At 66.9% G+C, this 21,630-nt stretch carries 25 protein-coding genes; 14 read left to right on the top strand and 11 right to left on the bottom strand.

Annotation, left to right across the window (positions count from 1 at the left end):
- Positions 1 to 39: 39 nt before the first annotated feature.
- Genes R5H30_RS16545 through gatC form a run of 4 tightly spaced genes read right to left on the bottom strand, consistent with a single transcriptional unit; the run spans position 40 to position 3,322 of the window.
- Positions 40 to 717: an N-acetylmuramoyl-L-alanine amidase gene (locus tag R5H30_RS16545; RefSeq protein ID WP_318329646.1), complete on the bottom strand. Its 678-nt coding sequence runs from the start codon at positions 715 to 717 to the stop codon at positions 40 to 42.
- A 3-nt stretch (positions 718 to 720) separates the two neighbouring features.
- The gene (locus R5H30_RS16550) at positions 721 to 1,509 is read right to left on the bottom strand and encodes a hypothetical protein (RefSeq protein ID WP_318329647.1); all 789 of its coding nucleotides are present in this window, start codon (positions 1,507 to 1,509) and stop codon (positions 721 to 723) included.
- A 31-nt stretch (positions 1,510 to 1,540) separates the two neighbouring features.
- Positions 1,541 to 3,031 carry an Asp-tRNA(Asn)/Glu-tRNA(Gln) amidotransferase subunit GatA gene (gene gatA, locus R5H30_RS16555; RefSeq protein ID WP_318329648.1) on the bottom strand — a complete coding sequence of 497 codons (1,491 nt, stop codon included), beginning with the start codon at positions 3,029 to 3,031 and terminating at the stop codon, positions 1,541 to 1,543.
- Positions 3,032 to 3,034: 3 nt separating this feature from the next.
- Complete coding sequence (gatC, locus tag R5H30_RS16560) at positions 3,035 to 3,322, bottom strand: Asp-tRNA(Asn)/Glu-tRNA(Gln) amidotransferase subunit GatC (RefSeq protein WP_318329649.1); 288 nt, start codon at positions 3,320 to 3,322, stop codon at positions 3,035 to 3,037.
- A 143-nt stretch (positions 3,323 to 3,465) separates the two neighbouring features.
- Between gatC and R5H30_RS16565 the strand changes: the two genes are divergently transcribed.
- From R5H30_RS16565 to R5H30_RS16580, 4 genes are all read left to right on the top strand, one after another.
- Entirely contained in the window at positions 3,466 to 3,885 is a 420-nt protein-coding gene (locus R5H30_RS16565) for a VOC family protein (protein ID WP_318329650.1), read from the top strand.
- 92 nt (positions 3,886 to 3,977) lie between these two features.
- Positions 3,978 to 4,664 (top strand): glutathione S-transferase family protein, encoded by a 687-nt coding sequence (locus R5H30_RS16570; protein ID WP_318329651.1) that lies wholly within the window; start codon positions 3,978 to 3,980, stop codon positions 4,662 to 4,664.
- Positions 4,664 to 6,037, top strand: a complete 1,374-nt coding sequence (locus R5H30_RS16575; protein ID WP_318329653.1) for an L-serine ammonia-lyase — start codon at positions 4,664 to 4,666, stop codon at positions 6,035 to 6,037. The genes R5H30_RS16570 and R5H30_RS16575 overlap by 1 nt, the downstream gene beginning before the upstream one ends.
- A 78-nt stretch (positions 6,038 to 6,115) precedes the next feature.
- Entirely contained in the window at positions 6,116 to 7,045 is a 930-nt protein-coding gene (locus tag R5H30_RS16580) for a DMT family transporter (RefSeq protein ID WP_318329654.1), read from the top strand.
- Here the strand turns inward: R5H30_RS16580 and R5H30_RS16585 are convergent.
- On the bottom strand, positions 6,951 to 7,670 hold the full coding sequence (locus tag R5H30_RS16585) for a thiamine diphosphokinase (protein WP_318329655.1): 720 nt from the start codon (positions 7,668 to 7,670) through the stop codon (positions 6,951 to 6,953). The two genes, R5H30_RS16580 and R5H30_RS16585, sit on opposite strands and share 95 nt — an antisense overlap.
- Positions 7,671 to 7,810: 140 nt before the next feature.
- Between R5H30_RS16585 and R5H30_RS16590 the strand changes: the two genes are divergently transcribed.
- Entirely contained in the window at positions 7,811 to 10,279 is a 2,469-nt protein-coding gene (locus tag R5H30_RS16590) for a hypothetical protein (RefSeq protein WP_412105147.1), read from the top strand.
- Between the two features lie 134 nt (positions 10,280 to 10,413).
- On the opposite strand, the gene R5H30_RS16595 is transcribed toward R5H30_RS16590, so the two are convergent.
- From R5H30_RS16595 to nthA, 5 genes are all read right to left on the bottom strand, one after another.
- Positions 10,414 to 10,653 carry a DUF2842 domain-containing protein gene (locus tag R5H30_RS16595; RefSeq protein ID WP_318329657.1) on the bottom strand — a complete coding sequence of 80 codons (240 nt, stop codon included), beginning with the start codon at positions 10,651 to 10,653 and terminating at the stop codon, positions 10,414 to 10,416.
- Positions 10,654 to 10,657: 4 nt separating this feature from the next.
- On the bottom strand, positions 10,658 to 11,950 hold the full coding sequence (locus R5H30_RS16600; RefSeq protein WP_318329658.1) for an adenylosuccinate synthase: 1,293 nt from the start codon (positions 11,948 to 11,950) through the stop codon (positions 10,658 to 10,660).
- 180 nt (positions 11,951 to 12,130) lie between these two features.
- Positions 12,131 to 12,472 (bottom strand): nitrile hydratase accessory protein, encoded by a 342-nt coding sequence (locus tag R5H30_RS16605; protein ID WP_318329659.1) that lies wholly within the window; start codon positions 12,470 to 12,472, stop codon positions 12,131 to 12,133.
- Positions 12,442 to 13,116 carry a nitrile hydratase subunit beta gene (gene nthB / locus R5H30_RS16610; RefSeq protein ID WP_318329660.1) on the bottom strand — a complete coding sequence of 225 codons (675 nt, stop codon included), beginning with the start codon at positions 13,114 to 13,116 and terminating at the stop codon, positions 12,442 to 12,444. Before nthB ends, R5H30_RS16605 begins: the two co-directional genes overlap by 31 nt.
- Positions 13,113 to 13,730, bottom strand: a complete 618-nt coding sequence (nthA, locus tag R5H30_RS16615) for a nitrile hydratase subunit alpha (protein ID WP_318329661.1) — start codon at positions 13,728 to 13,730, stop codon at positions 13,113 to 13,115. The genes nthB and nthA overlap by 4 nt, the downstream gene beginning before the upstream one ends.
- 120 nt (positions 13,731 to 13,850) lie before the next feature.
- Between nthA and secG the strand changes: the two genes are divergently transcribed.
- Together secG and pyrG are read left to right on the top strand one after the other, a co-directional pair.
- On the top strand, positions 13,851 to 14,216 hold the full coding sequence (secG, locus tag R5H30_RS16620; protein ID WP_318329662.1) for a preprotein translocase subunit SecG: 366 nt from the start codon (positions 13,851 to 13,853) through the stop codon (positions 14,214 to 14,216).
- A 197-nt stretch (positions 14,217 to 14,413) separates the two neighbouring features.
- The gene (gene pyrG / locus R5H30_RS16625) at positions 14,414 to 16,060 is read left to right on the top strand and encodes a CTP synthase (RefSeq protein ID WP_318329664.1); all 1,647 of its coding nucleotides are present in this window, start codon (positions 14,414 to 14,416) and stop codon (positions 16,058 to 16,060) included.
- An 11-nt stretch (positions 16,061 to 16,071) separates the two neighbouring features.
- Here pyrG and R5H30_RS16630 read toward each other — a convergent pair whose 3' ends face one another.
- The gene (locus R5H30_RS16630; protein ID WP_318329665.1) at positions 16,072 to 16,731 is read right to left on the bottom strand and encodes a hypothetical protein; all 660 of its coding nucleotides are present in this window, start codon (positions 16,729 to 16,731) and stop codon (positions 16,072 to 16,074) included.
- Between the two features lie 314 nt (positions 16,732 to 17,045).
- Between R5H30_RS16630 and R5H30_RS16635 the strand changes: the two genes are divergently transcribed.
- From R5H30_RS16635 to R5H30_RS16665, 7 genes are read left to right on the top strand one after another with little or no spacing between them, the layout of a single operon-like run.
- The gene (locus tag R5H30_RS16635) at positions 17,046 to 18,095 is read left to right on the top strand and encodes a hypothetical protein (RefSeq protein WP_318329667.1); all 1,050 of its coding nucleotides are present in this window, start codon (positions 17,046 to 17,048) and stop codon (positions 18,093 to 18,095) included.
- A gap of 52 nt (positions 18,096 to 18,147) precedes the next feature.
- Positions 18,148 to 18,930 carry a 23S rRNA (adenine(2030)-N(6))-methyltransferase RlmJ gene (rlmJ, locus tag R5H30_RS16640; RefSeq protein ID WP_318329668.1) on the top strand — a complete coding sequence of 261 codons (783 nt, stop codon included), beginning with the start codon at positions 18,148 to 18,150 and terminating at the stop codon, positions 18,928 to 18,930.
- A 4-nt stretch (positions 18,931 to 18,934) separates the two neighbouring features.
- Positions 18,935 to 19,228 (top strand): DUF1330 domain-containing protein, encoded by a 294-nt coding sequence (locus R5H30_RS16645; RefSeq protein WP_318329669.1) that lies wholly within the window; start codon positions 18,935 to 18,937, stop codon positions 19,226 to 19,228.
- A 24-nt stretch (positions 19,229 to 19,252) separates the two neighbouring features.
- On the top strand, positions 19,253 to 19,903 hold the full coding sequence (locus R5H30_RS16650; RefSeq protein ID WP_318329670.1) for a hypothetical protein: 651 nt from the start codon (positions 19,253 to 19,255) through the stop codon (positions 19,901 to 19,903).
- A 9-nt stretch (positions 19,904 to 19,912) separates the two neighbouring features.
- Positions 19,913 to 20,359: a tellurite resistance TerB family protein gene (locus R5H30_RS16655; protein WP_318329672.1), complete on the top strand. Its 447-nt coding sequence runs from the start codon at positions 19,913 to 19,915 to the stop codon at positions 20,357 to 20,359.
- Between the two features lie 45 nt (positions 20,360 to 20,404).
- On the top strand, positions 20,405 to 20,845 hold the full coding sequence (locus R5H30_RS16660; RefSeq protein ID WP_318329673.1) for a tellurite resistance TerB family protein: 441 nt from the start codon (positions 20,405 to 20,407) through the stop codon (positions 20,843 to 20,845).
- Positions 20,842 to 21,585, top strand: coding sequence for a phosphate/phosphite/phosphonate ABC transporter substrate-binding protein (locus R5H30_RS16665; RefSeq protein ID WP_318329674.1), 744 nt, complete (start codon positions 20,842 to 20,844; stop codon positions 21,583 to 21,585). Before R5H30_RS16660 ends, R5H30_RS16665 begins: the two co-directional genes overlap by 4 nt.
- The last annotated feature ends 45 nt before the right edge of the window (positions 21,586 to 21,630 follow it).

Genomic DNA, 21,630 nt, shown 5'->3' on the forward strand with positions numbered 1-21,630 from the left:
CTGCGCCGGAATGCCGCGCGGGTCAATGCCCCGGGTGGGTCAGAGGTTGTGGGACAGGTCGAAATCAGCGCGCGACAGCGGCCCACGCCGCCACGGCGCGAAGCGCAGGCGCACGGCCTCGAGCAGCACCTCGTCCGGTACTTGCGCCGTGTAGCCGATGGCGTGGACCGCGCGGCGAAAGGCGTCGACGTCCGCAACTCCGTCCTCCGCGTTCTGCGCCGGCGCGTCGGTGTTGCCGGCAAGTCCTTGCCGTGCAAGCCGCACCCAGTCGAAACGCGGGCCCGGATCGTGCTTGCGCCCCGGCGCCATGTCGGAATGTCCGATGACGCCCTGCGGTGCGATCCCGTGACGCGAAAGGATATCCGCCAGCAGGCGCTCCAGCGCGTCCATCAGCGGGGCACTGAAGGGCGCGACGCCATCGTTGTCGAGTTCGATGCCGATCGAGCGTGAGTTGATGTCATCCTGCCCCATCCACTCTCCGGCCCCGGCATGCCAGGCCCGTTCGGCCTCGGGCACCATCCGGGTGATGCGCCCATCGCGCGCCACGAGGTAATGCGCCGAGACTTCCCAGCGCGGGTCGCACAGGCGTTCCACCGCCGCCTCGGCGCTGGCCATGGCCGTGTAATGCAGGACCACGAGGCTGGGGGTCAGGCCGTTGCGCCGCGCGCCGCGATTGGGCGACAGGTGCTCGGCAATGACCGGGCCGCCGTCAGCCAAGTCTCAGCCCTGCGACGCCCGGCGGAAGGGGCGCGGATCCCACGAACAGGCATAGCCGTCGCCGTCCGGGTCGAGCCCTTTGGCGTCGCGTTCCGGTCCGCCCCGGCTGAGGAAATCCATCTGCGCCTTGTCGGGCGAGGCGTATTGCGCGCAGTTGCGCGCCGCGCGTGAGGCCGCCCCGAGGCTCGACCGGCTGTAGACACGCTGGCCCACCGGGTTCGATGTCTGCAGCGCATAAGCCACGATATTCGGCCCCTCGTTGCCGGTGCGCTCGGGCAGCGCCTCGGGTGCTATCACCTCGAACTGCGCAGCATTCTCCTGCAGCCGTGCCGCGTCGGATTCGATGGTTTCGCGCTCGGCCACCGCGCCGAAATCGTTCTCGTCGGAAATGCCGACCTCGCTTGCGCCGCTTGCGGCAGGTCGCTGCGGTGTCAGCGTCACCGGCGATGCGGGCGCCTCAGTCGCGGGAAGCTGCGATCCAAGCTCGGGACGGGTTTCGACGAGGATGCGCTGGGTTTCGGCCGCCGTCGCCGCGGCACTGCCCGGCACCGCACCGGCTCCAGCGCCGATCCCAGTCGCATCGAGCGGGCCCGAGGATACCGGCGCGGCCGGCGGAAGCACCGTCTGCGGTTGCTGCGCGTCGATCCGCGAGCGGGCGAGCGCCTCGTCACGGGCGCGCTGGGCCTCGGGCGAATTGTCGAAGCCCACGCCTTGGCCCGAATCGGGAATCTGCGGCGCGCAGGCGGCGAGCCCCGAAAGAGTGAGTGCGATCAGAAGATTGCGAAACAGCATGGCAAGATCCGGTTTCAGGAGAGAGGAAGACCTACCACCATTTTCCGGGTTTTGCCACAAAACCCGCCGCCGTTTCGAGCGCATGAGCGGCGGTCAGCAGGTCCGCTTCCTCCCAGGGACGTCCGATCAGCTGCAGTCCGAGCGGCAGGCCGTTTCGGTCGAGCCCCGCGGGCACCGAAATCCCCGGCAGGCCGGCGAGGTTCACGGTCACCGTGAAGACGTCGTTGAGATACATCTGCACCGGGTCGGCATCCGCCATCTCTCCGAGACCGAAGGCCGCCGAGGGGGTCGCCGGGGTCAGGATGCAGTCCACGCCTTGCGCGAAGACCTCTTCGAAGTCGCGCTTGATCAGCGTGCGCACGCGTCGCGCGCGGTTGTAATAGGCATCGTAGAAGCCTGCCGAGAGCACGTAGGTGCCGATCATCACCCGGCGCTTCACCTCGTCACCGAAGCCCTCGGCGCGGGTCTTTTCGTACATCTCGGTGATGCCATCGCCCTGCTCGAGCCGGGCCCGGCGCCCGTAGCGGACCCCGTCGTAGCGCGCCAGGTTCGAGGAGGCCTCGGCGGGCGCGATCACGTAATAGGCCGGCAGCGCGTATTTCGTGTGCGGCAGCGAGATGTCGACGATCTCGGCGCCGGCGTCCTTCATCATCGCGATGCCGTCCTGCCAGAGCGCCTCGATCTCCTCCGGCATGCCTTCCATGCGGTATTCGCGCGGAATGCCGATCTTCTTGCCGCGCACGTCGCCGGTAAGGGCTGCCTCGAAGTCGGGCACGGCAAGCTCGGCAGAGGTGGAATCCTTCGGATCGTGGCCAGCCATCGCCCCGAGCATGATGGCCGCGTCGCGCACTGACTTGGTCATCGGCCCGGCCTGGTCGAGCGAGGAGGCGAAGGCGACGATGCCCCAGCGCGAGCAGCGCCCGTAGGTCGGCTTGATGCCCACGGTGCCGGTGAAGGCCGCCGGCTGGCGGATCGAGCCGCCGGTGTCGGTGCCTGTCGCGGCAAGGCAGAGATCGGCCGCAACGGCCGAGGCCGAGCCGCCGGACGATCCACCGGGGGTAAGCTCCGTCCCGTCGTTGCCGCGCCGCCAGGGGTTCACGGCATTGCCGTAGACCGAGGTTTCATTGGACGAGCCCATCGCGAATTCGTCCATGTTGAGCTTGCCCAGCATGACGGCCCCTGCGTCCAGCAGGTTCTGGCTCACGGTGGATTCGTACTGCGGAAGGAAGCCTTCGAGGATGCGGCTGCCGGCCTGGCTCGGCACGCCCCTGGTGCAGAACAGATCCTTGATGCCGATCGGCAAGCCGCACATAGCCGGCGCGTCACCTGCCGCGATGCGCTTGTCGGCCTCGGCTGCGGCGGCGCGTGCAATCTCGGGCGTGTGGTGCACGAAGGCGTTGAGCGCACCGGCGCCATCGATGGCCGCGAGGCAGGCTTCGGTCAGTTCTACGGAGGTGGTTTCGCCCTTGCGCAGAAGGTCGCGCGCCTCGGCAAGACCCAGGGTATTGAGATCGCTGGCCATGATTTACTCCACCACCTTTGGAACCGCGAAAAAGCCCTCGCGGGCATCCGGCGCGTTCTTCAGCACCGCGCCCTGCTGGTCGCCGTCGGTCACCACGTCCTCGCGGCGCTTGAGCTTCTGCGGCGTGACCGAGGTCATCGGCTCCACCCCTTCGACATCGACCTCGTTGAGCTGCTCGATGAAGCCGAGGATCGCGTTGAATTCCTGCGCGATGGCCGGCAGGTCGGCCTCCTCGACGCGGATGCGGGCAAGCTTGGCGACGCGGGCGGCGGTGGACTGGTCGATGGACATGGGGGCAAGCCTCCTTCTTTGCGCGCCGTTTAGCGCCCCGCCCTGCGGCCTGCAAGCCTCGGCTGGGGTTCAGCCGTGCTGGCCTTGCGGTGCCGGCCCCTTTGCGGGCAGTGTCGCCGGAACAGGGATCGTGAGGCCCGGCCGTGAAACTGACGCTGCACCATGTCAACCTCTGTACCGAGAACGTCGACCGGATGGACGGCTTCTATCGCGACGTGCTCGGGCTGGAGCGCGAAAGCCACGGCCTGCCGGTACTGGAAAAGGACAAGGGGTATTCGGGCGACGTGGCTTTCGTGACCGATGGGCGCATCCAGACCCATCTTGCGCGGCGCGACGTGCTGGCGGGCTTTGCGACCGGGCAGGTGGTCAACCCCGTCGCGCGCGGCCACATCGCCTACCGGACGGATGATCTCGCCGCCTTCAAGGCGCATCTCGAGGCGAAAGGCGTGCCCTATTCGGACTGGGGTCATGCCGCGGTCGCGGGCTGGCACCAGATCTTCTTTTTCGACCCGGACGGCAACGTGATCGAAGTGCACGAGGTCACCGAGGCAGCGACCGACTAGCCCGCCTCTTCTGTTGCCGCCGATGTCCGCTTTGCGCCGCGCGATGTCGGTTTCCGGTCGGCATCGGGCGGCGCATTCTATATGACCGGCCCATGACGCCCTACCGCCTTCACTATGCGCCCGACAACGCCTCGCTGGTCATCCGTCTGGCCTTGGAGGAATTGCGCGCGCCCTATATGACCGTGCTGGTCGACCGGTCCGCCCAAGGACAGCGGACCCCGGCCTACCTGCAGCTCAATCCGAACGGGTTGATCCCGGTTCTCGAGACCCGCGACGGCCCGATGTTCGAGACCGCCGCCATCCTGCTCTGGCTCGCCGACCGGCACGGCGGCCTCGCCCCGGCACCGACGGAGCCCGAGCGCGGGGCGCTGCTGAAGTGGCTGTTCTTTCTGTCCAACACCCTGCATCCAGCGCTGCGCATGCTGTTCTATCCCGCGCGCTACGTGGGCCCGGAACCCGTGGCACACGAGCAGTTGCGTGATACCCAGCGCGGTCGGATCGCCGAGTACCTCGCCGCGCTCGACAACCATTGGGCAAAAGCCGCGCCGCCGTTGCTGCTGGCGCTCTATCTTGCGCCGATGCTGCGCTGGCTGGCGCTCTATCCGCGCGGCAGCGACACCACATGGTTCGACCTTGGCGCCTATCCGGCGCTGCGCGTCATGGCGGAAAGTCTCGAATCCCGCGCCTCGGTCGCCGCGGCGCAACGCGCGGAGGGTCTTGGCCCGACGCCGTTCACAGCGCCGCGACAGCCACAACCCCCCGAAGGAAACGCCACCTGATGTTTCTCTCCGTCTTCGACATGTTCAAGGTCGGCATCGGCCCATCCTCATCGCACACGATGGGGCCGATGGTCGCCGCCGCGCGTTTTCTCGACGCCTTGCGTGTCTCACCATTCCACGCCACCGGACTGCGCGCCTCGCTGCATGGCTCGCTTGCGTTTACCGGCGCGGGCCATGCCACCGACCGTGCCACGATCCTGGGGCTCGCCGGCTTCGATCCCGAAAGCTACGACGCCGAGAAGGCCGAGGCGGAGCTGTCGCGGATCCGAGAGCGCCACGAAGTGACACCCCCGGACCTGCCACCATTGCGCTTCGATCCCGAGACCGATCTGGTTTTCGACTACGACACGGTGCTGTCGGGCCATGCGAACGGCATGATGCTGATGGCGACCGACGCGCAAGGCGACGTGATCCTGCGCGAGACCTACTATTCCATCGGCGGCGGCTTCGTCATGACCGAGGCCGAGCTTGCCGCAGGCAAGAACACCGACGAGGGCGCGCCGGTGCCCTTCCCCTTCAAGTCCGCCGCCGAGATGCTCGAGATGGCGCGCAGCTCAGGCAAGACCATCGCCCAGATGAAGCGGGCCAACGAGGAAACGCGCGGCGGCGCGGATCGGCTGAAATCCGGAACCCGAAGGCTCTGGCAGGTGATGAACGACTGCATCGACCGCGGGCTTGCCGCGGATGGCGTGCTGCCCGGCGGGCTGAAGGTCAAGCGCCGCGCCAAGGCGATCCATGACGCGCTGCTGGCCGAGCGCGGGCGCAACCTCTCGGCGCCGCATGCGATCAACGACTGGATGAGCGTCTACGCGATGGCCGTGAACGAGGAGAACGCCGCCGGCGGCCAGGTGGTCACCGCGCCGACGAACGGCGCGGCGGGGGTCCTGCCTGCGACCCTGCGCTACTATATCGACCATGTGCCCGGCGCCTCAGAGCGCCATATCGAAGATTTCCTGCTGACCGCCGCCGCTATCGGCGGGCTGGTCAAGTTCAACGCCTCGATCTCGGGCGCCGAGGCCGGGTGCCAGGCCGAGGTCGGATCGGCCGCGGCGATGTCCGCCGCCGGGCTCTGCGCGGTGATGGGAGGGACGCCCGAACAGGTCGAGAATGCCGCCGAGATCGCGCTCGAGCATCACCTCGGCATGACCTGCGACCCGATCCGCGGGCTCGTGCAGGTCCCCTGCATTGAGCGCAACGGCCTCGGCGCGATCAAGGCGGTGTCGGCGGCGAGCCTCGCGTTGCGCGGCGACGGCACGCACCTCGTGCCCCTCGACGCCTGCATCGAGACCATGCGCCAGACCGGGGCCGACATGTCGGACAAGTACAAGGAAACATCCCTGGGCGGCCTTGCGGTCAATGTTCCGAACTGTTGATAAAGCGTTAACCCTGTTCTGGGATAGGGTTAACGGAACCCGACGCCGCAGATCGAACCTGACTTGGGGTCCGCCTGAATGACACTCGACCGCCCGCTGTTCGGCATCGTCCTGATGCTTGGCTTCTGCATCCTCGCGCCGATGGGCGATGCTGTCGCCAAGATTCTGGGCGAGACCGTTCCGGTGGGTCAGATGGTCTGGGTGCGGTTCGCGGTTCAGGCCCTTGTGCTTGCGCCGATGGTCTGGATGACCGGGCGCGCTTGGCGGATGCGCGGCCGTGTCCTGTGGCTCACTGTACTGCGCACGATCCTTCATATCATGGGCATCGGGATGATGGTGACGGCGCTTCAGTACCTGCCGCTGGCCGATGCTGTCGCGATCGCCTTCGTGATGCCCTTCATCATGCTTGTCCTCGGACATTTCGTCTTGGGTGAAACTGTCGGTACGCGCAGGATCGCGGCCAGTGCGGTCGGTTTTCTCGGCACGATGCTCGTGGTCCAGCCGAGCTTTGCCGAGGTCGGCTGGCCGGCACTGCTGCCGCTTGGTGTCGCCGTCAACTTTGCCTTCTTCATGCTGGTGACGCGACAGATCGCGAAGGAGACCGACCCGATCGGTCTCCAGGCCGTGTCGGGCGGGATCGCGCTGGTGATCATGACGCCCGTGCTGCTTGTTGGGCAGGACAGCGGTGTCGCCGCGCTGGACCTGGTGGCGGGCACGCGCCGGGACTGGGTGCTGATGATGACGATCGGGGTCATTGGAACGCTTGCGCATCTGCTGATGACCTGGTCGCTGCGCTACGCCCCCTCGGCCACGCTGGCACCGATGCAGTACCTCGAGATTCCGGTCGCCACCATCATCGGACTGGTCGTTTTCGGCGACCTTCCGAACCCGGTCGCGGGTCTCGGCATCCTGATCACGATCGGGGCGGGCCTCTACGTGGTTCTTCGCGAGCGGGCCACCGCGCGTGCGCTGGCAGTTCCAGGAGTGACCGCGCAACCGGTGCAATGAGATCGCGCGGCAGCAGGCAGATCATCCCCGGCCCGTCCATCTCGATCCGCACGGGACCGAGTGCGCGGTTGGAGGTGCCGACCCGATACCCCGGCGCAAAGTCGAGCCCTTCGATCGGCCATTCCAGCCCCGCCGACCGCCCCGTGACCGGCTGCAGCGGAAACAGCGAGACGACGTCGCCGACCCGTGTCGGCAGGTCCAGCGCCGGCGGGCACACGAAGGCGATCTCGAGCGCGCCGAGCAGCAGGCAGGCGCGGTCCGCGCGGCGTACCATGGTGTTGAGGACCGAGAGCTGGTGATCCATGCGCAGCCCGGTGAAACCCGCCGCGATCACCAGCGGTGCCGCGACGCTGCGCAGCGCCTTGTCAAAGTCGGTGCTGTCCTGTTCGGCGATCCGGTGAATGCGGTCGGGCGGAACCCGCGCAAGGGCTTCGGGCCGCACCGAGTCCATGTCTCCGATCACGGCCGCGAGATCGATGCCCGCCTCGAGCGCCGGCTCGGCCCCACCGTCTGCCGCAATGCAGAGCGGGGCGAGACCAAGAGCCAGCGCCAGGTCGCCCTCGCCCAGGTCCCCTCCGCCCAGCAAGGTGACCGGAGATGGGCTCGATAACCTCTTTGTTTTCATTGGATATTAATGCCCTTTCTGCAGCACGGCCACAATGCTGCCACGAAATGATACGTATATGTGCACAGAATCGGGCCGGTTTGGCCCCGTCCCCGATGGTAAACAGTTTGTTGAATAAATCGCAGAGGACGCATACTCCGATGATGAGCAACAACAAGATCCTGACCGTTTCCTACGGGACTTTCTCCTGCACGCTCGAAGGCTTCGACGATTCGTTCGGGACCATGAAGGCGATCGCGGAGTATTTCAGGGATCTGGCCGCGGACGACCGCTATTTCGGCGCAGAACCGCCGCAGCCCGATGCCGACATGCTCGCCCGGATCGCGCAACGCGAGATCTCGCGCCGGGTCGAGGCGCGCGAACAGGATGGCCGGATCATGCTGCGCGCCGAGGAAGCCCGCGAAGAAGCCGCGCGCCCGGGCCCGGTTCGGGAACCGGTCTCGGAGCCGGTTCAAGTCACGGTGCCGGAAACACCAGTGCGGGCGGCGCCCGGCCCCTCGGCCGCGGCGCTGGTTGCCGCTGCCGCCCCGGCCGCGACCGAGGTGATGCCGACCGGTCCGGACCTCGAGACGCCAGCTCCGTCGTCCGAAATCGTTGCCGAGGTCATGCCGGCCGCCGAGGTCGAAGCGCATCGGCCCGAGCCCGAGATCGAAGACCCGGCAGAGCCCGAAGTCGAGACCTACGAAGCTGATGAAGCCGCATCCGAGGTCGACGTGGCGGACGAGAACGACCAAGATGACGCGATTGTCGACGCCATCTCTATCGGGGTCGCCGAGGATCACGCGGTCGAAGATTTGCCCGTGACCGACGATGTCGTCGCGACCGAGGACGAGGGCTTTGCCGCGGCAGAGGGGATGGACGTCCCCGCCTATGTCGCGGACGAACCCGTCGAACACGACTTCGCCACCGACGAAGCCGAAGCAGAGACCGCCGCGAATGTCTCCACCCCTGACGGGGTCGAGGAGACAGCCGAGCCGGAAACACTGGCGGACTTCGACGGCGAGGATGCGGTCGCTGTGGACCCCGCCCCGGCGGCAGCGCCGCAACGCGAGGGAATCGCCGCCAAGCTCCAGCGCATCCGCGACGTCGTCATGAAGCGCCATGACGCTGTCGAGACGCCGGCGTCCCGCGAGGACGACACTGTGCAGGACGACCTCGACGCGGCCCCTGCTGGCGCGATCGCGGACGCCAACGACACGCTGACCGCAGCCGCGCGCGACATCGAGGATGCGCTGAACGCGGACGACGAACTTGACGCGATGCTGATGTCGGGCACAGCCGAAGATGCGGAGGTCTTCAGAGCGGAGGACATGGCCGAAGCGGACTCGTCGGAAACCGACGTGGCGGAGATTTCGGATGACACGGACGCGCCGCATGCGGCGGCGGTCTCCGCCCTGTCGCTCGATGCCGAGGTCTACGAGGAGGACTACGACGACGGCATGGACCTCACGGCCATCCGCAGCCAGCTCAACGACGCGATGGGCGTGACGCCCGGAGCCTCCGACAATGTCTTTGCCGAACCGGAGACGCTCGAGCACGGCTCGACGGATCACGCGATGGGCGAGGACAGCATCGTCGCCGACGTCGCCGAGGACGACTGGGCCGAACCGGGCGAGGCCGTCGCCATCGGCTACGACCAGGACGACGAGGACAGCTTCGACGACGCCGATTTCGAGGATGATTTCGATGACGAAGTCGCCGACGAGCCCCTGATCCTCGAAGCGCGCATTGTCGAGCCGCAAATGGATGACGGGGCTGACGTGGCCGAGACCGAAAGCCTCGAGGCCGAGGCCTCCGAGTCGGAGATCGAGGATGTCGTTCTCGACGATGCGGAAGTCTCCGGATCGACTCTGACGCCCGAAGAAGAGGAGGCGCTGCGGCGCGAACTCGCGGATGTCGAGGCCGAAGACGACATGGTCGCCGAAGCAGCACCTCGGTCGCGCCACCAGCGCCACGCCGACGACGAGGACGTCACGCGCCTCATGGCCGAGGCCGAAGAAAAGATGGGCGACCCCGAAACCAGCGATCGCCGCCAGGCCTTCTCGCATCTGCGCGCCGCCGTGGCCGCCAAGAAGGCCGATGAGGCGCTCGGAACCGAGGAGCCCGAGACCGAGGACCAGAGCGCCTACCGCAACGACCTTGCCGAAGCGGTGAAGCCGCGTCGTCCGGTCCGCAGCGAGGAGCGCTCAGAGTCGCGCCCGGCACCGCTCAAACTGGTCGCAGAGCAACGAATCGACGCCGAGGCGCCGCGTCCGGCGGGCCCCGTGCAGCCACGCCGCGTCGCCAGCCTCGCCGCGGAGGACAGCGCTGACGAGAGCGGCGAGGGCTTCGCCGAGTTCGCCGAGGCGAAAGGGGCCGTGGAACTGCCCGAAGTTCTCGAGGCGGCCGCGGCCTACCTCTCCTTCGTGGAAGGCCGCGACGACTTCTCGCGCCAGCAGCTCATGCAGCGACTGCGCCAGGTCAAGGCCGGCGACGCGTTCAGCCGCGAGGACAGCCTTCGCTCTTTCGGGCAGCTGATCCGCTCCGGCAAGATCGAGAAAATTCGCGGCGGCCGCTTCTCGGCTTCCGAGCGCATCGGCTTCAAGCCCGATCACCGCGCCGCCGGCTGACAACCGGTCGCCATTTGCATTCGGACGGCGAGCCCCGGCCCGCCGCTTTCATTTTCATGCGGCGGCAGCCCGCTTTGGCCGTCGCTGCCGCCGGACGCCGAGCCAGGATCCAATAAGGGCGTTAAGCGCCGACGTCAGTCCTGCGACGCGTCGTCCCGCTCGTCCTCGGGCTCGGCCTGGCCAATCCCCCGAAAGACGAACCGCAGCGGCAAGGCCCATAGGATGCCGAGACCGACGTAGACCAGCAGTTCGACGAACAGCGACGGGCGGTCCAGCGCGTTCACCACGCTCACGCAGACGACGATATAGGCCGGCAAACCTAGCAGCAGGATGACCAGTGCCCAGCGGCGACGCGCTTTCCAGCTCAGCGCCATCGCCTCAGTCCTGGAACGGATCTGTGACGAGAATGGTGTCGTCGCGTTCCGGCGAGGTCGACAGCAGGGCCACCGGGCAGTCGATCAGTTCCTCGACGCGGCGCACGTATTTGATCGCGTTGGCCGGCAGGTCGGCCCAGCTGCGCGCACCCTCGGTGCTTTCCGACCAGCCCGGCATCTCCTCGTAGATCGGCGTGCACCGCGCCTGGTGATCGGCCGCGGTGGGCAGATGGTCGATGCGCTGCCCGTCAAGCTCGTAACCGACACAGATCTTCAACGTCTCGAAACCGTCGAGCACATCGAGCTTGGTCAGCGCGATGCCGTTGACGCCCGAGGTCGCGCAGGTCTGGCGCACCAGCACCGCGTCGAACCAGCCGCAGCGGCGCTTGCGCCCCGTCACGGTGCCGAACTCGTGCCCGCGTTCGCCCAGACGCTGGCCGTCGGTATCCTCGAGCTCGGCCGGAAACGGACCCTCTCCCACGCGGGTGGTATAGGCCTTGACGATGCCGAGCACGAAATCGATCGCCCCGGGTCCAAGACCGCTGCCGGTCGCTGCCTGCCCGGCGATCACGTTCGAAGAGGTCACGAAGGGATAGGTGCCGAAATCGATGTCGAGCAGTGCACCCTGCGCGCCCTCGAAAAGAATGCGCCGCCCGGCCCGGCGCTTTTCGTTCAGCACCTTCCAGACCGGCGCCGCGTATTCGAGAACCACCGGCGCGATCTCGAGAAGCTGCGCCACTAGCGCGTCGCGATCGACCGGATCAAGCCCGAGCCCGCGCCGCAGCGCGTCATGGTGCACCAGCGCGCGGTCGACCCGTAGCTCGAGCGTCGCACGATCGGCAAGATCCGCCACCCGCACCGAGCGACGGCCGACCTTGTCCTCGTAGGCCGGCCCGATGCCACGGCCGGTGGTGCCGATCTTGGCGACCGAGGCCTGCTGCTCGCGCGCCCGGTCGAGCTCGCCGTGGATCGGCAGGATCAGCGGCGTGTTCTCGGCGATCATCAGCGTCTCGGGCGTGATCGAAACACCCTGCGCACGCAGCCCCTCGATCTCCTGTTTCAGATGCCAGGGATCGAGCACCACGCCGTTGCCGATCACGCTCAGCTTGCCGGGCCGCACGATGCCCGAAGGCAGCAGGCTCAGCTTGTAGACCTCGCCGTCGATGACCAGCGTATGGCCCGCGTTGTGCCCGCCCTGGAAGCGCGCGATGACGTCGGCTCGCTCGCTTAGCCAGTCGACGATCTTGCCCTTTCCCTCATCGCCCCACTGGGCGCCGACGACGACAACATTGGCCATGACAAGTCTTTCCGATGCGGTTGAAACCCGCGCCCGTATACCGATCCCGCCGAGGCGGCGAAACCGAAAACTTGGCGCGCCGCCCAGCCGCGCCCCGCCCTCTCTGGTTCGAAAATATCCCCGCCGGAGGCATGAAGTTCTTCTGTCCCTCCGCCGCGGCCGTCGCCAGTCCGCGACGGGTCAGCCCTGGAGCCGTACCGGCGCGCCGTGGGGCGTACGCAGATAGGCGGATCGCCAGCCTTCCTTCAGTTTCGCCAGCCGCGCCGCATCGGCGATACCCTGTCCGCCGAGTAGTCCCTCGAGGGTCTCGAGCCAGGCGAGAAAGTAGTCGTCACCACCGTTAAGTTCACGTGCCATCCCATGCCGCGCGAGCGTCACGCCGAAGCGCTCGGCCCAGTCCGCCCATGTGAACAGACCGCTTTCGTTCAAGTGGACCGTCAGAGCGAAGAGCTGCGCGTGCCACGGTTCCTCGAAGGCGGGCTCGGGGCGGGTCACTCCACGCGCTCCAGGTAGCTTTCCCATAGGTCCAGCACCACCTCGTCCCGCGGATCCTCCGGGTGCGCCCAGAGTTGCGCCGCCGGGAAGGCCACCGCGTAGACCGGTTGCGGCGCCTCGCCGAGCCCGTGGCCGTTGCTGTCCGGCAACACGTGGCAACCATGACACCGCAGGATGCGCCCCTCGGCCCCGGCGGCGTAACCGGGCAGCCGGGTGTGGCCGCCCGAGACCAGCCTGTTCCCGGCTATCCTTCGGGTCCGGACCGCATCACCTGGCACGAAAGCGGGCGCGCCGTCGCAAGGCCGATCGACAGGGCCGCCTCGCGCCAGCGTCTCGGCAACCCGATCCGCCGCAAGCGCCCGCGTGCCCAGCGCGCTCTTTTGCGGCGCTGCGCCGGAAAGCTCCTCGGCCGTTATCACACCGGTCTCGACAAGCAGGTCCGACAGCCCGGCGAGCCATTTCTCGTAGTAGGAGAACCGCGCGTAATCGGCGGGCGCGAGGCTTTCGCGCGACCGCCGCGACATGTCGATGCTCCACTGGCCCAGCGCCCCGGCAGCCAGCGTCAGCGCAAGGGCCCGCGGGTGCCAGTCGGCGTGAAACCGGACCTCTTCCGGCTCGGGCCGGACCGGACCGTCACCGAACCGTCCGCCCATGTCATGCACCCGACTCATGGCGCGCTCGCCAGGCCGCAGCCGATCATGCTGTCGCGGGTGACGAGCGCCGCAAGCGCGGCCTCGTCCATGCCTTCGGTGTCTTCCGGGCGACGCGGGATCACCAGGTACCGCACCTCCGCGGTCGAATCCCAGACCCGCACTGCGATATCGGGGTCGAGCGTCACCCCGAACTCGGCCAGCACCCTGCGCGGCTCGCGCACGGCACGGGCGCGATACGCGTCCGACTTGTACCAGCCCGGCGGGATGCCCAGCAGCGGCCACGGGTAGCAGCTGCACAGCGTGCAGACGACCATGTTATGCACATCCGGCGTGTTCTCGACCGCGACCATGTGCTCACCCTGCCGGCCGTAATAGCCCAATGCCGAAACCGCCGCGGTCGCATCCTTCAGAAGGGCTGCGCGGAACTCCGGATCGCTCCAGGCCTTTGCCACGACATGGGCGCCGTTGCGCGGCCCGATGCGGTTCTCGTAGGTGTCGATGATCGCGTCGAGCGCTGCAGGATCGACCAGCCCCTTGCTCACCAGCAGGGTCTCGAGCGCCTTGACCCGCAGCGCCGGGTCGGAGGGCAGCAGGCTGTGCGGATGCTCGGGGTCGGAATGGTCGTGTGGCATGGCGGCAGTCTGGAGCGGCGACGCGGCGTTTGTCCAGCGCCGATGCCGCAACCGCCCTTGCCCCTTCCGGCAATCTTGCATAGATACCGCCAAACGCCGAAAACCAGCCCGCAGGTTTCCATGGAAAACGTCGTCCTCATCGTCCACCTCATCCTCGCGCTGAGCCTGATCGCCGTGGTGCTGCTGCAGCGCTCCGAAGGCGGCGGTCTGGGCATGGGCGGCGGTGGCGGCGGCGCCGTATCGGGACGTGCAGCAGCGACGGCACTCGGCAAGCTGACATGGCTGCTGGCGATCGCCTTCATCTGCACCTCGATCACCCTGACCATCTTCGCCGCCGAGAACGCGGCGGGCACCTCGGTCATCGACCGACTGGGCACCGCGCCTGCCTCGGACGACGAGACCCTGACGCCGAGCCTGCCGTCGGACGACAGTCTGCTGCCGCCCGGTCCCGAGGGCAGCGAGCCACTGGTGCCGTCCGCCGACTGACGACCGACCCGCGCAATACAAGACCTTGAGGGCACGGCGTTCTGCCCCGCAGCATGTTGCGGCACGCCTTGCCTTCGTATTTCGAATCCTGCTATGATTAAGTCCCGTGGTGCTGCGGAAACTCGCAGCCGGATCGCGCGGCTTTTTTCAAGGCGCAAACCTGAAACCGCAACGATACACGGGGGATACCGACCGCCATGGCCCGATACATTTTCATCACCGGTGGTGTGGTCTCCTCGCTCGGCAAGGGTCTCGCCTCGGCGGCACTGGGCGCGCTGCTGCAGGCGCGCGGCTTTTCGGTCCGGCTGCGCAAGCTCGATCCCTATCTCAACGTCGATCCCGGCACGATGTCGCCGTTCGAGCATGGCGAGGTCTTCGTGACCGACGACGGGGCCGAGACCGATCTCGACCTCGGCCATTACGAACGATTTACCGGGGTCGCGGCACGGCGCACCGATTCCGTGTCCTCGGGGCGGATCTATTCCGACGTGCTCGAGAAGGAACGCCGCGGCGACTATCTCGGCAAGACCATCCAGGTCATTCCCCACGTCACCAACCAGATCAAGGATTTCATCTCGATCGGCGACGACGAGGTCGATTTCATGCTCTGCGAGATCGGCGGCACGGTGGGCGACATCGAGGGCCTGCCGTTCTTCGAGGCGATCCGCCAGTTCAGCCAGGACCGCCCGCGCGGGCAGTGCATCTTCATGCACCTGACCCTGCTGCCCTACATCAAGGCATCGGGCGAGCTGAAAACCAAGCCGACGCAGCACTCGGTCAAGGAGCTGCGCTCGATTGGGATCGCGCCCGACATCCTGGTCTGCCGCTCCGAGGGACCGATCCCCGAGAAGGAACGCGAAAAGCTGGCGCTGTTCTGCAACGTCCGGCCCGACTCGGTGATTGCGGCGCAGGACCTGAAGTCGATCTACGAGGCGCCGCTGGCGTATCATCGCGAGGGACTGGATCAGGCCGTGCTCGACGCCTTCCAGATCACGCCCGCGCCGAAGCCGAACCTCGAGCGCTGGGAAGACGTCGCCGACCGGATCTACAATCCCGAGGGCGAGGTCAACATCGCCATCGTCGGCAAGTACACGCAGCTCGAAGATGCCTACAAGTCGATCGCCGAGGCGCTGACCCACGGCGGCATGGCGAACCGGGTCAAGGTCAACATCGAATGGGTCGACGCCGAAATCTTCGACAGCGCCGAAGACGTGGCCCCGCGGCTCGAGGGCTTCCATGCCATCCTGGTGCCGGGCGGTTTCGGTGAACGCGGGACGGAAGGAAAGATCAAGGCCGCGGAGTTCGCGCGCACCCGCAAGGTGCCCTATCTCGGCATCTGTCTCGGGATGCAGATGGCGGTGATCGAGGCGGCGCGCAACGTTGCGGGCCTGGCCAGCGCGGGGTCCGAGGAATTCGACCACGAGGCGGGCAAGAAACGCTTCGAACCGGTGGTTTATCACCTCAAGGAATGGGTGAAGGGCAACGCCAAGGTCGAACGCAAGGTTGGCGACGACAAGGGCGGCACAATGCGGCTCGGGGCCTATGACGCGGTTCTGACGCCCGGAACACGGGTTGCCGAGGTCTACGGCAAGACCGACATCGACGAACGACACCGACACCGCTACGAGGTCGACATCAAGTACCGTGACAAGCTCGAGGAGAGCGGGCTGTGTTTCTCGGGCATGTCACCCGACGGGCGCCTGCCGGAGATCATCGAATGGCCGGATCACCCGTGGTTCATCGGCGTGCAGTTCCACCCCGAACTCAAGTCCAAGCCCTTCGACCCGCACCCCCTGTTCAAGGATTTCGTGCGGGCCGCGAAAGAAGTCTCGCGCTTGGTCTGAGCCGGCGGCGGTTACCGCGCGCCGGGCCGCCGGCGCGCAAACCCGAAGGCCGCCAGCCCCATCGGCAGCAAGACCAGCCCCGCCGGGACAGGAACCGGCAAGAGCGGATCGGCAGAGAGCTGCGGGCCGGTGACGCGGAAATCGAGTTCGATCAGGTTGGCAAGAACAAGCACGTCAGGGTCCGAAAACAGGCTCGTCGGACCCGCGTCGAACAGTGACAGGCGCAGTCGGTCGCCGACTTCCGTGCCGCCAGAGATGCTGGTGTAGTCGTAGCCTGTTATCCCTTCGAGGATGTCGAACGCGACGCTGTCGGCGTCGGCTGTCACGAATGGATTGACGTCACCCGCTGCGCAGTCGAAGCCCGCGAAACTGCAACCGGTGAGCGATTCCAGGTAGCCGAAGCCGTCCGTCACGAAAGTCGCGACGAAACGGCTCGCGTCGCCGACGGTGAGACGCGGAAGCCAACGGTCGAAACCCCAGACATAATCGGCCTGATCCACTGTGCCGTAATTGACGGCACCGCTGTCGTCGAAGACTTCGACGTCGACGAACCGGACGGCTTCGAGGCGCGTCGCCAGGTCATATGATGTCGTGACGGGTGAGGACTGGGCGGCGGACGCAACCATCAGGCCAAACCCGACGATTGCGGGAAAACGCAGGATTATCGACATCATACTCTCCGGAACCTGTCGACTTCAGGGATGTCCGGGCAAGACCACAACCGGACATCGCGATTTGTTCAGCAAGACAGCGGTCATGCCAACTTCATCCTCTGAGGGAGGCAATCCGCGCCGAATTCCGCCCAAAACGCCACGTCATGCGCGCTTTGTCGCCTTCTCGCCTCTCGGGTCGTGCCCACCGCGCCACAGGTCCGAACAAAAAATCGGGCAAGGTCAAGGTCGCACGTCGCTTGCCGGACAGCGTCGAGCTGTTGCATCCTTCGGCCAAGGATCGCCATGCATCGACGCGGCGGCAAGGGACAGGGATGCAAGACAAGCCGCGAACGACGAAACTGACGATTGCGCCCAAGCATCTGCTGATCCTGCTGCTGCCGGTCGTCGTGCTGACAGTCTCCGAGATCATGCTGGCGAGTTTCGCCGACACCGACATGGATCCCGGCCCGGTCGCCATCGTCGAGGCCGGGCGGATGGTCGAACTTGCCGGGCGCTATAGGTTCATGGCTGTCTGGTTCTTCTACAGCGCCGTCGCCTTCACCTTCATCGCGGTGTTCGTAGCCGATCTGAAGGCTCGCCACACCTGGCAATCCTGCTGCATGACCATCGTCGCGCTGATCGTCGTCATCTTCATCTCGCTGATCTTCTCGGTGTTCGAGCCGGCATGGATGGGAAGCTTCGAAGCCTACGAATTGCTCGGGGCAGAGATTTTCACCGCGGCGCTCGGCGTTGGCCACCTGCCGATCTGTGCCCCGGGCGCGCCGATGGAGCCACGCTGCGGCCCGCATGGCGCCTTCTTCGCGATGACCTTCCTGCTCGACAAGACCAACTTCATCGCGTCGTTCTCGACCGCCGCGGTGATCGCCGGCATGGTGCTCGCGCTGGCACGGGCGCATCCGCCGGAGCTTTCGACACCGGACGGGCTGATGCGCGAGGCGCAGGCGCTGGAGACCGCGCAACGGACGGTGCGGCGCTATCTCTATTGCTCGGGAATCCTGCTGACGGTGGGCATGATGATGGGGCTGGCGTGGATGAACTGGCCCGCCGACCTGATCGCGGACAAAGCCCAGCGCGAAGAGTTCCGCGCCCTGGTCGACTCGGTCTCGCTGTTCCGGGGTGTGAGCTACTCGGTGCTGATTTTGTCCTTCTACATGCCCGTGAGCCTGATCCTGATGGTCCGGATCGAACGCTTCCAGACCGCGGCGGAGGGCAAGTCGATCCCCGAGGCGGCGCGCAGCATCGACGGGTTCGACATCGGGCGCATCGGCTCGATGGACGCGTTCAAGGCGGTGCTGTCGATCATCGCTCCGATCATCGCCAGCGCCGTGGGATCCTTCGCGGGCGTCAATCCGTTCGGGTGACCGGGCATGAAACCCATTGCATCGCGGGCGCGCTGCGATAGAGGCTGAGAACATGCTCAGCTACCAGCATATCTACCACGCCGGGAACCTCGCGGATGTCCACAAGCACGCGATGCTGGCTTGGATGCTCGACTACCTGACGCGCAAGGACAAGCCGCTCAGCTATATCGAGACGCATGCCGGCCGTGCGCTCTACGATCTCGGCGATGCCGCGGCGGTAAAGACCGGCGAGGCGGCGCAGGGCATCGGCAAGGTCGCGAATTGGTTCAAGGCCGAACACCCCTATGCCCGGGTGCTGGACGAGGTGCACGCGGCGCATGGGGCGCAGGCCTATCCTGGCTCGCCGATGATCGCCGCGCGGCTTCTGCGCTCGACTGACCGGATCGACCTTGCCGAACTGCACCCCGCCGAAGAGGCCAGTCTCAGAGCTGCGCTTGCGGATTGGCCGGTACGGGTGCATCGCCGCGACGGGTTCGAGCTGGCGCATGCCCTCTGCCCGCCCACGCCTCGGCGCGGCCTGCTGCTGATCGACCCGAGCTACGAGATCAAGTCGGATTACGAGACGATCCCAGGCCACATCGCGCGCATCGCACGGGCCTGGAACGTCGGCATCGTGGCCCTGTGGTACCCGATCCTGACCTCTGACGCGCATCGCGGAATGCTGCGCGCCCTGACCAAGGCGCATCCCGAGGCGATCCGTCACGAAGTCACGTTTCCCCCCGCGCGTCCGGGGCATGGTATGATCGGGTCCGGCCTGTTCGTCCTGCGCGCGCCCTACGGGTTCGAGGACGCGGCGGCGAATCTTTCCAGACATTTCGACAGCCTGAAAGGATAGTGTGATGGCAAAAGGATACTGGATCGTCCATGTCGAGGTTCGCGATGCCGAAACCTACGACAGGTACCGGGCCGCCGTCGGCGCGGCGCTCGACGACTTCGGCGGCAGGTTCCTCGTGCGCGGCGGCGGGTCTGAAATCCGCGAAGGGTCGCTCAATCCGCGCAGCGTGGTGATCGAGTTCCCCAGCCTTGCCGATGCGACGGCCTGCTACGACAGCCCCGCCTACCGTTCGGCCAAGGCGATCCGGGACGCGGCAGCCGAGGCGCAGCTTGTCATCGCAGAGGGTTATGACGGCTGAGCGAGAATCGGGCATAGTCGCGCAATGCGGTCCGCCCTCGCCCTTGCCCTTGCCTGCCTTTCCAGCGCGGCGCTTGCCTGCGAGGACGCGGTCTGCGTCGTCGATCCCGATGCGCTGGCGCTGACGCGGATCATCACTTTCGAAGAGACCCAGTCGGCCAGCGGGCCCGGGCGGCTCATCGACGATCTGCTGGTGCTGGACGGGGCGAGCTTTGGCGAGCGCTTTGCGGGACAGGCTCTTGAGCCCCGCGGGAACCATGACAGCGTGACCGGAGATGCCCTGCGCCCGCTTACGCTGATGACCGGGGAGAAGGGCCGCAACCTGTCTATCGTGTTCATGTCCGGCGAGAACGTGCTGAACGGCTATGGGCCCGCCGGGTTTCCCAAGCGCGACGGCCAGGGTGAGGGAGCGATCGCGGTGCTGTTCGACGACGATCAGTCCGAGCTCTCGTTCCAGATCCGCGGCGGCGAGGCGGGCTATGCACACGCGCTTTTTCTTCGGCGTGACGGCTCGATCATTGCCGGGATCACATTGCAGGAAACCGGCGAAAGCGCCATCGGATTTGCCCGCGCGGGCGGCAAGTCCGACATCGCAGGCATCGTGATCACCAACGAGGATCCGCAGGGGCTTGCGATCGACAATTTGCGCTTTGGACGCGCGCCGGATCTGAGCTAGAACCCGGTCATGCTCTCGAGACTGTTCCCGCGCCGTGCGCCTGACCCAGAACCCCTTCCGCAACCCAATGCCCAGCTTGCCCTCGGCGCCCTGCTGGTGCGTGTGGCGCTTGCCGACCGCCAGTATCGCGCGGCCGAGATAGGCCAGATCGACAAGATCCTCGCGCGCACCTTCGATCTCAAGCCGCTCGAGGCGGCCAAGTTGCGCGCCAGCTGCGAGGCCCTCGAACGCCACGCGCCCGGAACGCCCGAGTTCGCCGAGATCCTGCGCGAAGAGGTCCCCTACGAGGACCGAAAGGCGCTCGCGGACGCGATGTGGTCGGTGGCGCTTGTCGACGGCGAGCGTGATGCCAGCGAGGAGATCCAGCTGATCGCTATCGAGACCGCACTCGGCCTGTCGGACACCGACATCGCGGTTGCGCGGGCGACGGCGCTGGGCCGGTATGCGCGACCATGACCCTGCGCGCTTGGAACTCCCCGCCCGCCGGAATATATCACCCCCATGCTCGGTGATCTTCTCAAGCGGCTCACGCAGCCCGAACCTCCCCGCCTCGACGACACGGATGCCCGCCTCGCGCTTACCGCGCTGCTGGTGCGCATCGCGCGTGCCGACGAACAGTACGAAGCCGACGAGGCCGCGCGGATCGACCGCATCACGCAGCGCCGTTACGGATTGACCGAGTCCGGCGCGCAGGCGCTGCGGTCCGAGGCCGAGGCGCTGGAATCGCAGGCCCCCGACACGGTGCGCTTTACCCGCGCGATCAAGGATGCCGTCCCTTACGAGGAACGTCTGAGCGTGATCGAGGTGCTGTGGGAAGTCGTTCTTGCCGACGGCGAGCGCGCCGAGGAGGAGGATGCGCTGCTGCGCATGGTGTCGAACTTCCTCGGGGTCAGCGACCGCGACTCGGCGCTGGCGCGCCAAAGGATCGAAGACGGCGCATGATCGCCAGCCTGCCGATGTACGACCGCCCGACGACTGTCGCGGCGAACGACCGCTACTGGAAGGCGATCCGCGAGGATATCGGAGACGGCCCGGACCGGCTGACCCGCGACCATGATCTTTTCGCGCAATGGCTGGCACCCGATCTTGTCTTCTCGCAAACCTGCGGCCTGCCGTTTCGCGCGCGTCTGCATGACAAGGTCACCTATGTCGGAACTCCGGACTTCGGCCTGCGGGGCTGTCCACCGGGCTACTACCGCTCGGTGATCGTGGTGCGGAAGGACGAGCCGCGCAGCCGACTCGCCGATTTTGCCGGGGCCACCTGCGCGCGCAACGACGCGCTGTCGCAATCGGGCTGGGCCGCGTTGCTCGGCCACCTCGAGATGGACGACGCCACGGGTTTCTTCGGCGCAGTTCGCGACACCGGTGCGCACGGGCGGTCGGCCGAGGCGGTTGCCTCGGGCGCGGCCGATATCGCGGCCATAGACGCCGTGACCTGGCTGCTCCTGAAACGCGAGACCGACGTCGCCGGGCAACTACGGGTGATCGCGCGCACCCGCCCGACCCCGGGCCTGCCATACATCACGGCCCGCGGGCGGGATCCCGAGCGTCTGTTCGAGGCCAGTGGCCGCGCGCTGGAAAGGCTGTCGGGTCATGACCGCGCGCGACTGCTGATCAAGGGCGTGGTGCGAATCCCCGTCGACGCCTACCTCGCCGAACCCATACCTGCGCGCGAAAACTAGGCAGGGACGCGACTTCCGTCCGGTCACTTGCGGCGTGCGTGGGTG

Origin of the sequence: Roseobacter sp. FCG-D35 (assembly GCF_033436665.1) — a bacterium.
Lineage (GTDB): Bacteria > Pseudomonadota > Alphaproteobacteria > Rhodobacterales > Rhodobacteraceae > JAWQFO01.

Excerpts from the sequence above, each read along its gene's own strand:
- nthB (WP_318329660.1), bottom strand. The coding sequence starts at position 13,116 with ATGAGTCGGGTGCATGACATGGGCGGACGGTTCGGTGACGGTCCGGTC.
- R5H30_RS16665 (WP_318329674.1), top strand. The coding sequence starts at position 20,842 with ATGATCGCCAGCCTGCCGATGTACGACCGCCCGACGACTGTCGCGGCG.
- rlmJ (WP_318329668.1), top strand. The coding sequence starts at position 18,148 with ATGCTCAGCTACCAGCATATCTACCACGCCGGGAACCTCGCGGATGTC.
- R5H30_RS16580 (WP_318329654.1), top strand. The coding sequence starts at position 6,116 with ATGACACTCGACCGCCCGCTGTTCGGCATCGTCCTGATGCTTGGCTTC.
- R5H30_RS16550 (WP_318329647.1), bottom strand. The coding sequence starts at position 1,509 with ATGCTGTTTCGCAATCTTCTGATCGCACTCACTCTTTCGGGGCTCGCC.
- R5H30_RS16605 (WP_318329659.1), bottom strand. The coding sequence starts at position 12,472 with ATGGGAAAGCTACCTGGAGCGCGTGGAGTGACCCGCCCCGAGCCCGCC.
- secG (WP_318329662.1), top strand. The coding sequence starts at position 13,851 with ATGGAAAACGTCGTCCTCATCGTCCACCTCATCCTCGCGCTGAGCCTG.
- gatA (WP_318329648.1), bottom strand. The coding sequence starts at position 3,031 with ATGGCCAGCGATCTCAATACCCTGGGTCTTGCCGAGGCGCGCGACCTT.
- R5H30_RS16645 (WP_318329669.1), top strand. The coding sequence starts at position 18,935 with ATGGCAAAAGGATACTGGATCGTCCATGTCGAGGTTCGCGATGCCGAA.
- nthA (WP_318329661.1), bottom strand. The coding sequence starts at position 13,730 with ATGCCACACGACCATTCCGACCCCGAGCATCCGCACAGCCTGCTGCCC.
- pyrG (WP_318329664.1), top strand. The coding sequence starts at position 14,414 with ATGGCCCGATACATTTTCATCACCGGTGGTGTGGTCTCCTCGCTCGGC.
- R5H30_RS16650 (WP_318329670.1), top strand. The coding sequence starts at position 19,253 with ATGCGGTCCGCCCTCGCCCTTGCCCTTGCCTGCCTTTCCAGCGCGGCG.
- R5H30_RS16585 (WP_318329655.1), bottom strand. The coding sequence starts at position 7,670 with ATGAAAACAAAGAGGTTATCGAGCCCATCTCCGGTCACCTTGCTGGGC.
- gatC (WP_318329649.1), bottom strand. The coding sequence starts at position 3,322 with ATGTCCATCGACCAGTCCACCGCCGCCCGCGTCGCCAAGCTTGCCCGC.
- R5H30_RS16590 (WP_412105147.1), top strand. The coding sequence starts at position 7,811 with ATGATGAGCAACAACAAGATCCTGACCGTTTCCTACGGGACTTTCTCC.
- R5H30_RS16630 (WP_318329665.1), bottom strand. The coding sequence starts at position 16,731 with ATGTCGATAATCCTGCGTTTTCCCGCAATCGTCGGGTTTGGCCTGATG.
- R5H30_RS16595 (WP_318329657.1), bottom strand. The coding sequence starts at position 10,653 with ATGGCGCTGAGCTGGAAAGCGCGTCGCCGCTGGGCACTGGTCATCCTG.
- R5H30_RS16570 (WP_318329651.1), top strand. The coding sequence starts at position 3,978 with ATGACGCCCTACCGCCTTCACTATGCGCCCGACAACGCCTCGCTGGTC.
- R5H30_RS16635 (WP_318329667.1), top strand. The coding sequence starts at position 17,046 with ATGCAAGACAAGCCGCGAACGACGAAACTGACGATTGCGCCCAAGCAT.
- R5H30_RS16575 (WP_318329653.1), top strand. The coding sequence starts at position 4,664 with ATGTTTCTCTCCGTCTTCGACATGTTCAAGGTCGGCATCGGCCCATCC.
- R5H30_RS16655 (WP_318329672.1), top strand. The coding sequence starts at position 19,913 with ATGCTCTCGAGACTGTTCCCGCGCCGTGCGCCTGACCCAGAACCCCTT.
- R5H30_RS16660 (WP_318329673.1), top strand. The coding sequence starts at position 20,405 with ATGCTCGGTGATCTTCTCAAGCGGCTCACGCAGCCCGAACCTCCCCGC.
- R5H30_RS16600 (WP_318329658.1), bottom strand. The coding sequence starts at position 11,950 with ATGGCCAATGTTGTCGTCGTCGGCGCCCAGTGGGGCGATGAGGGAAAG.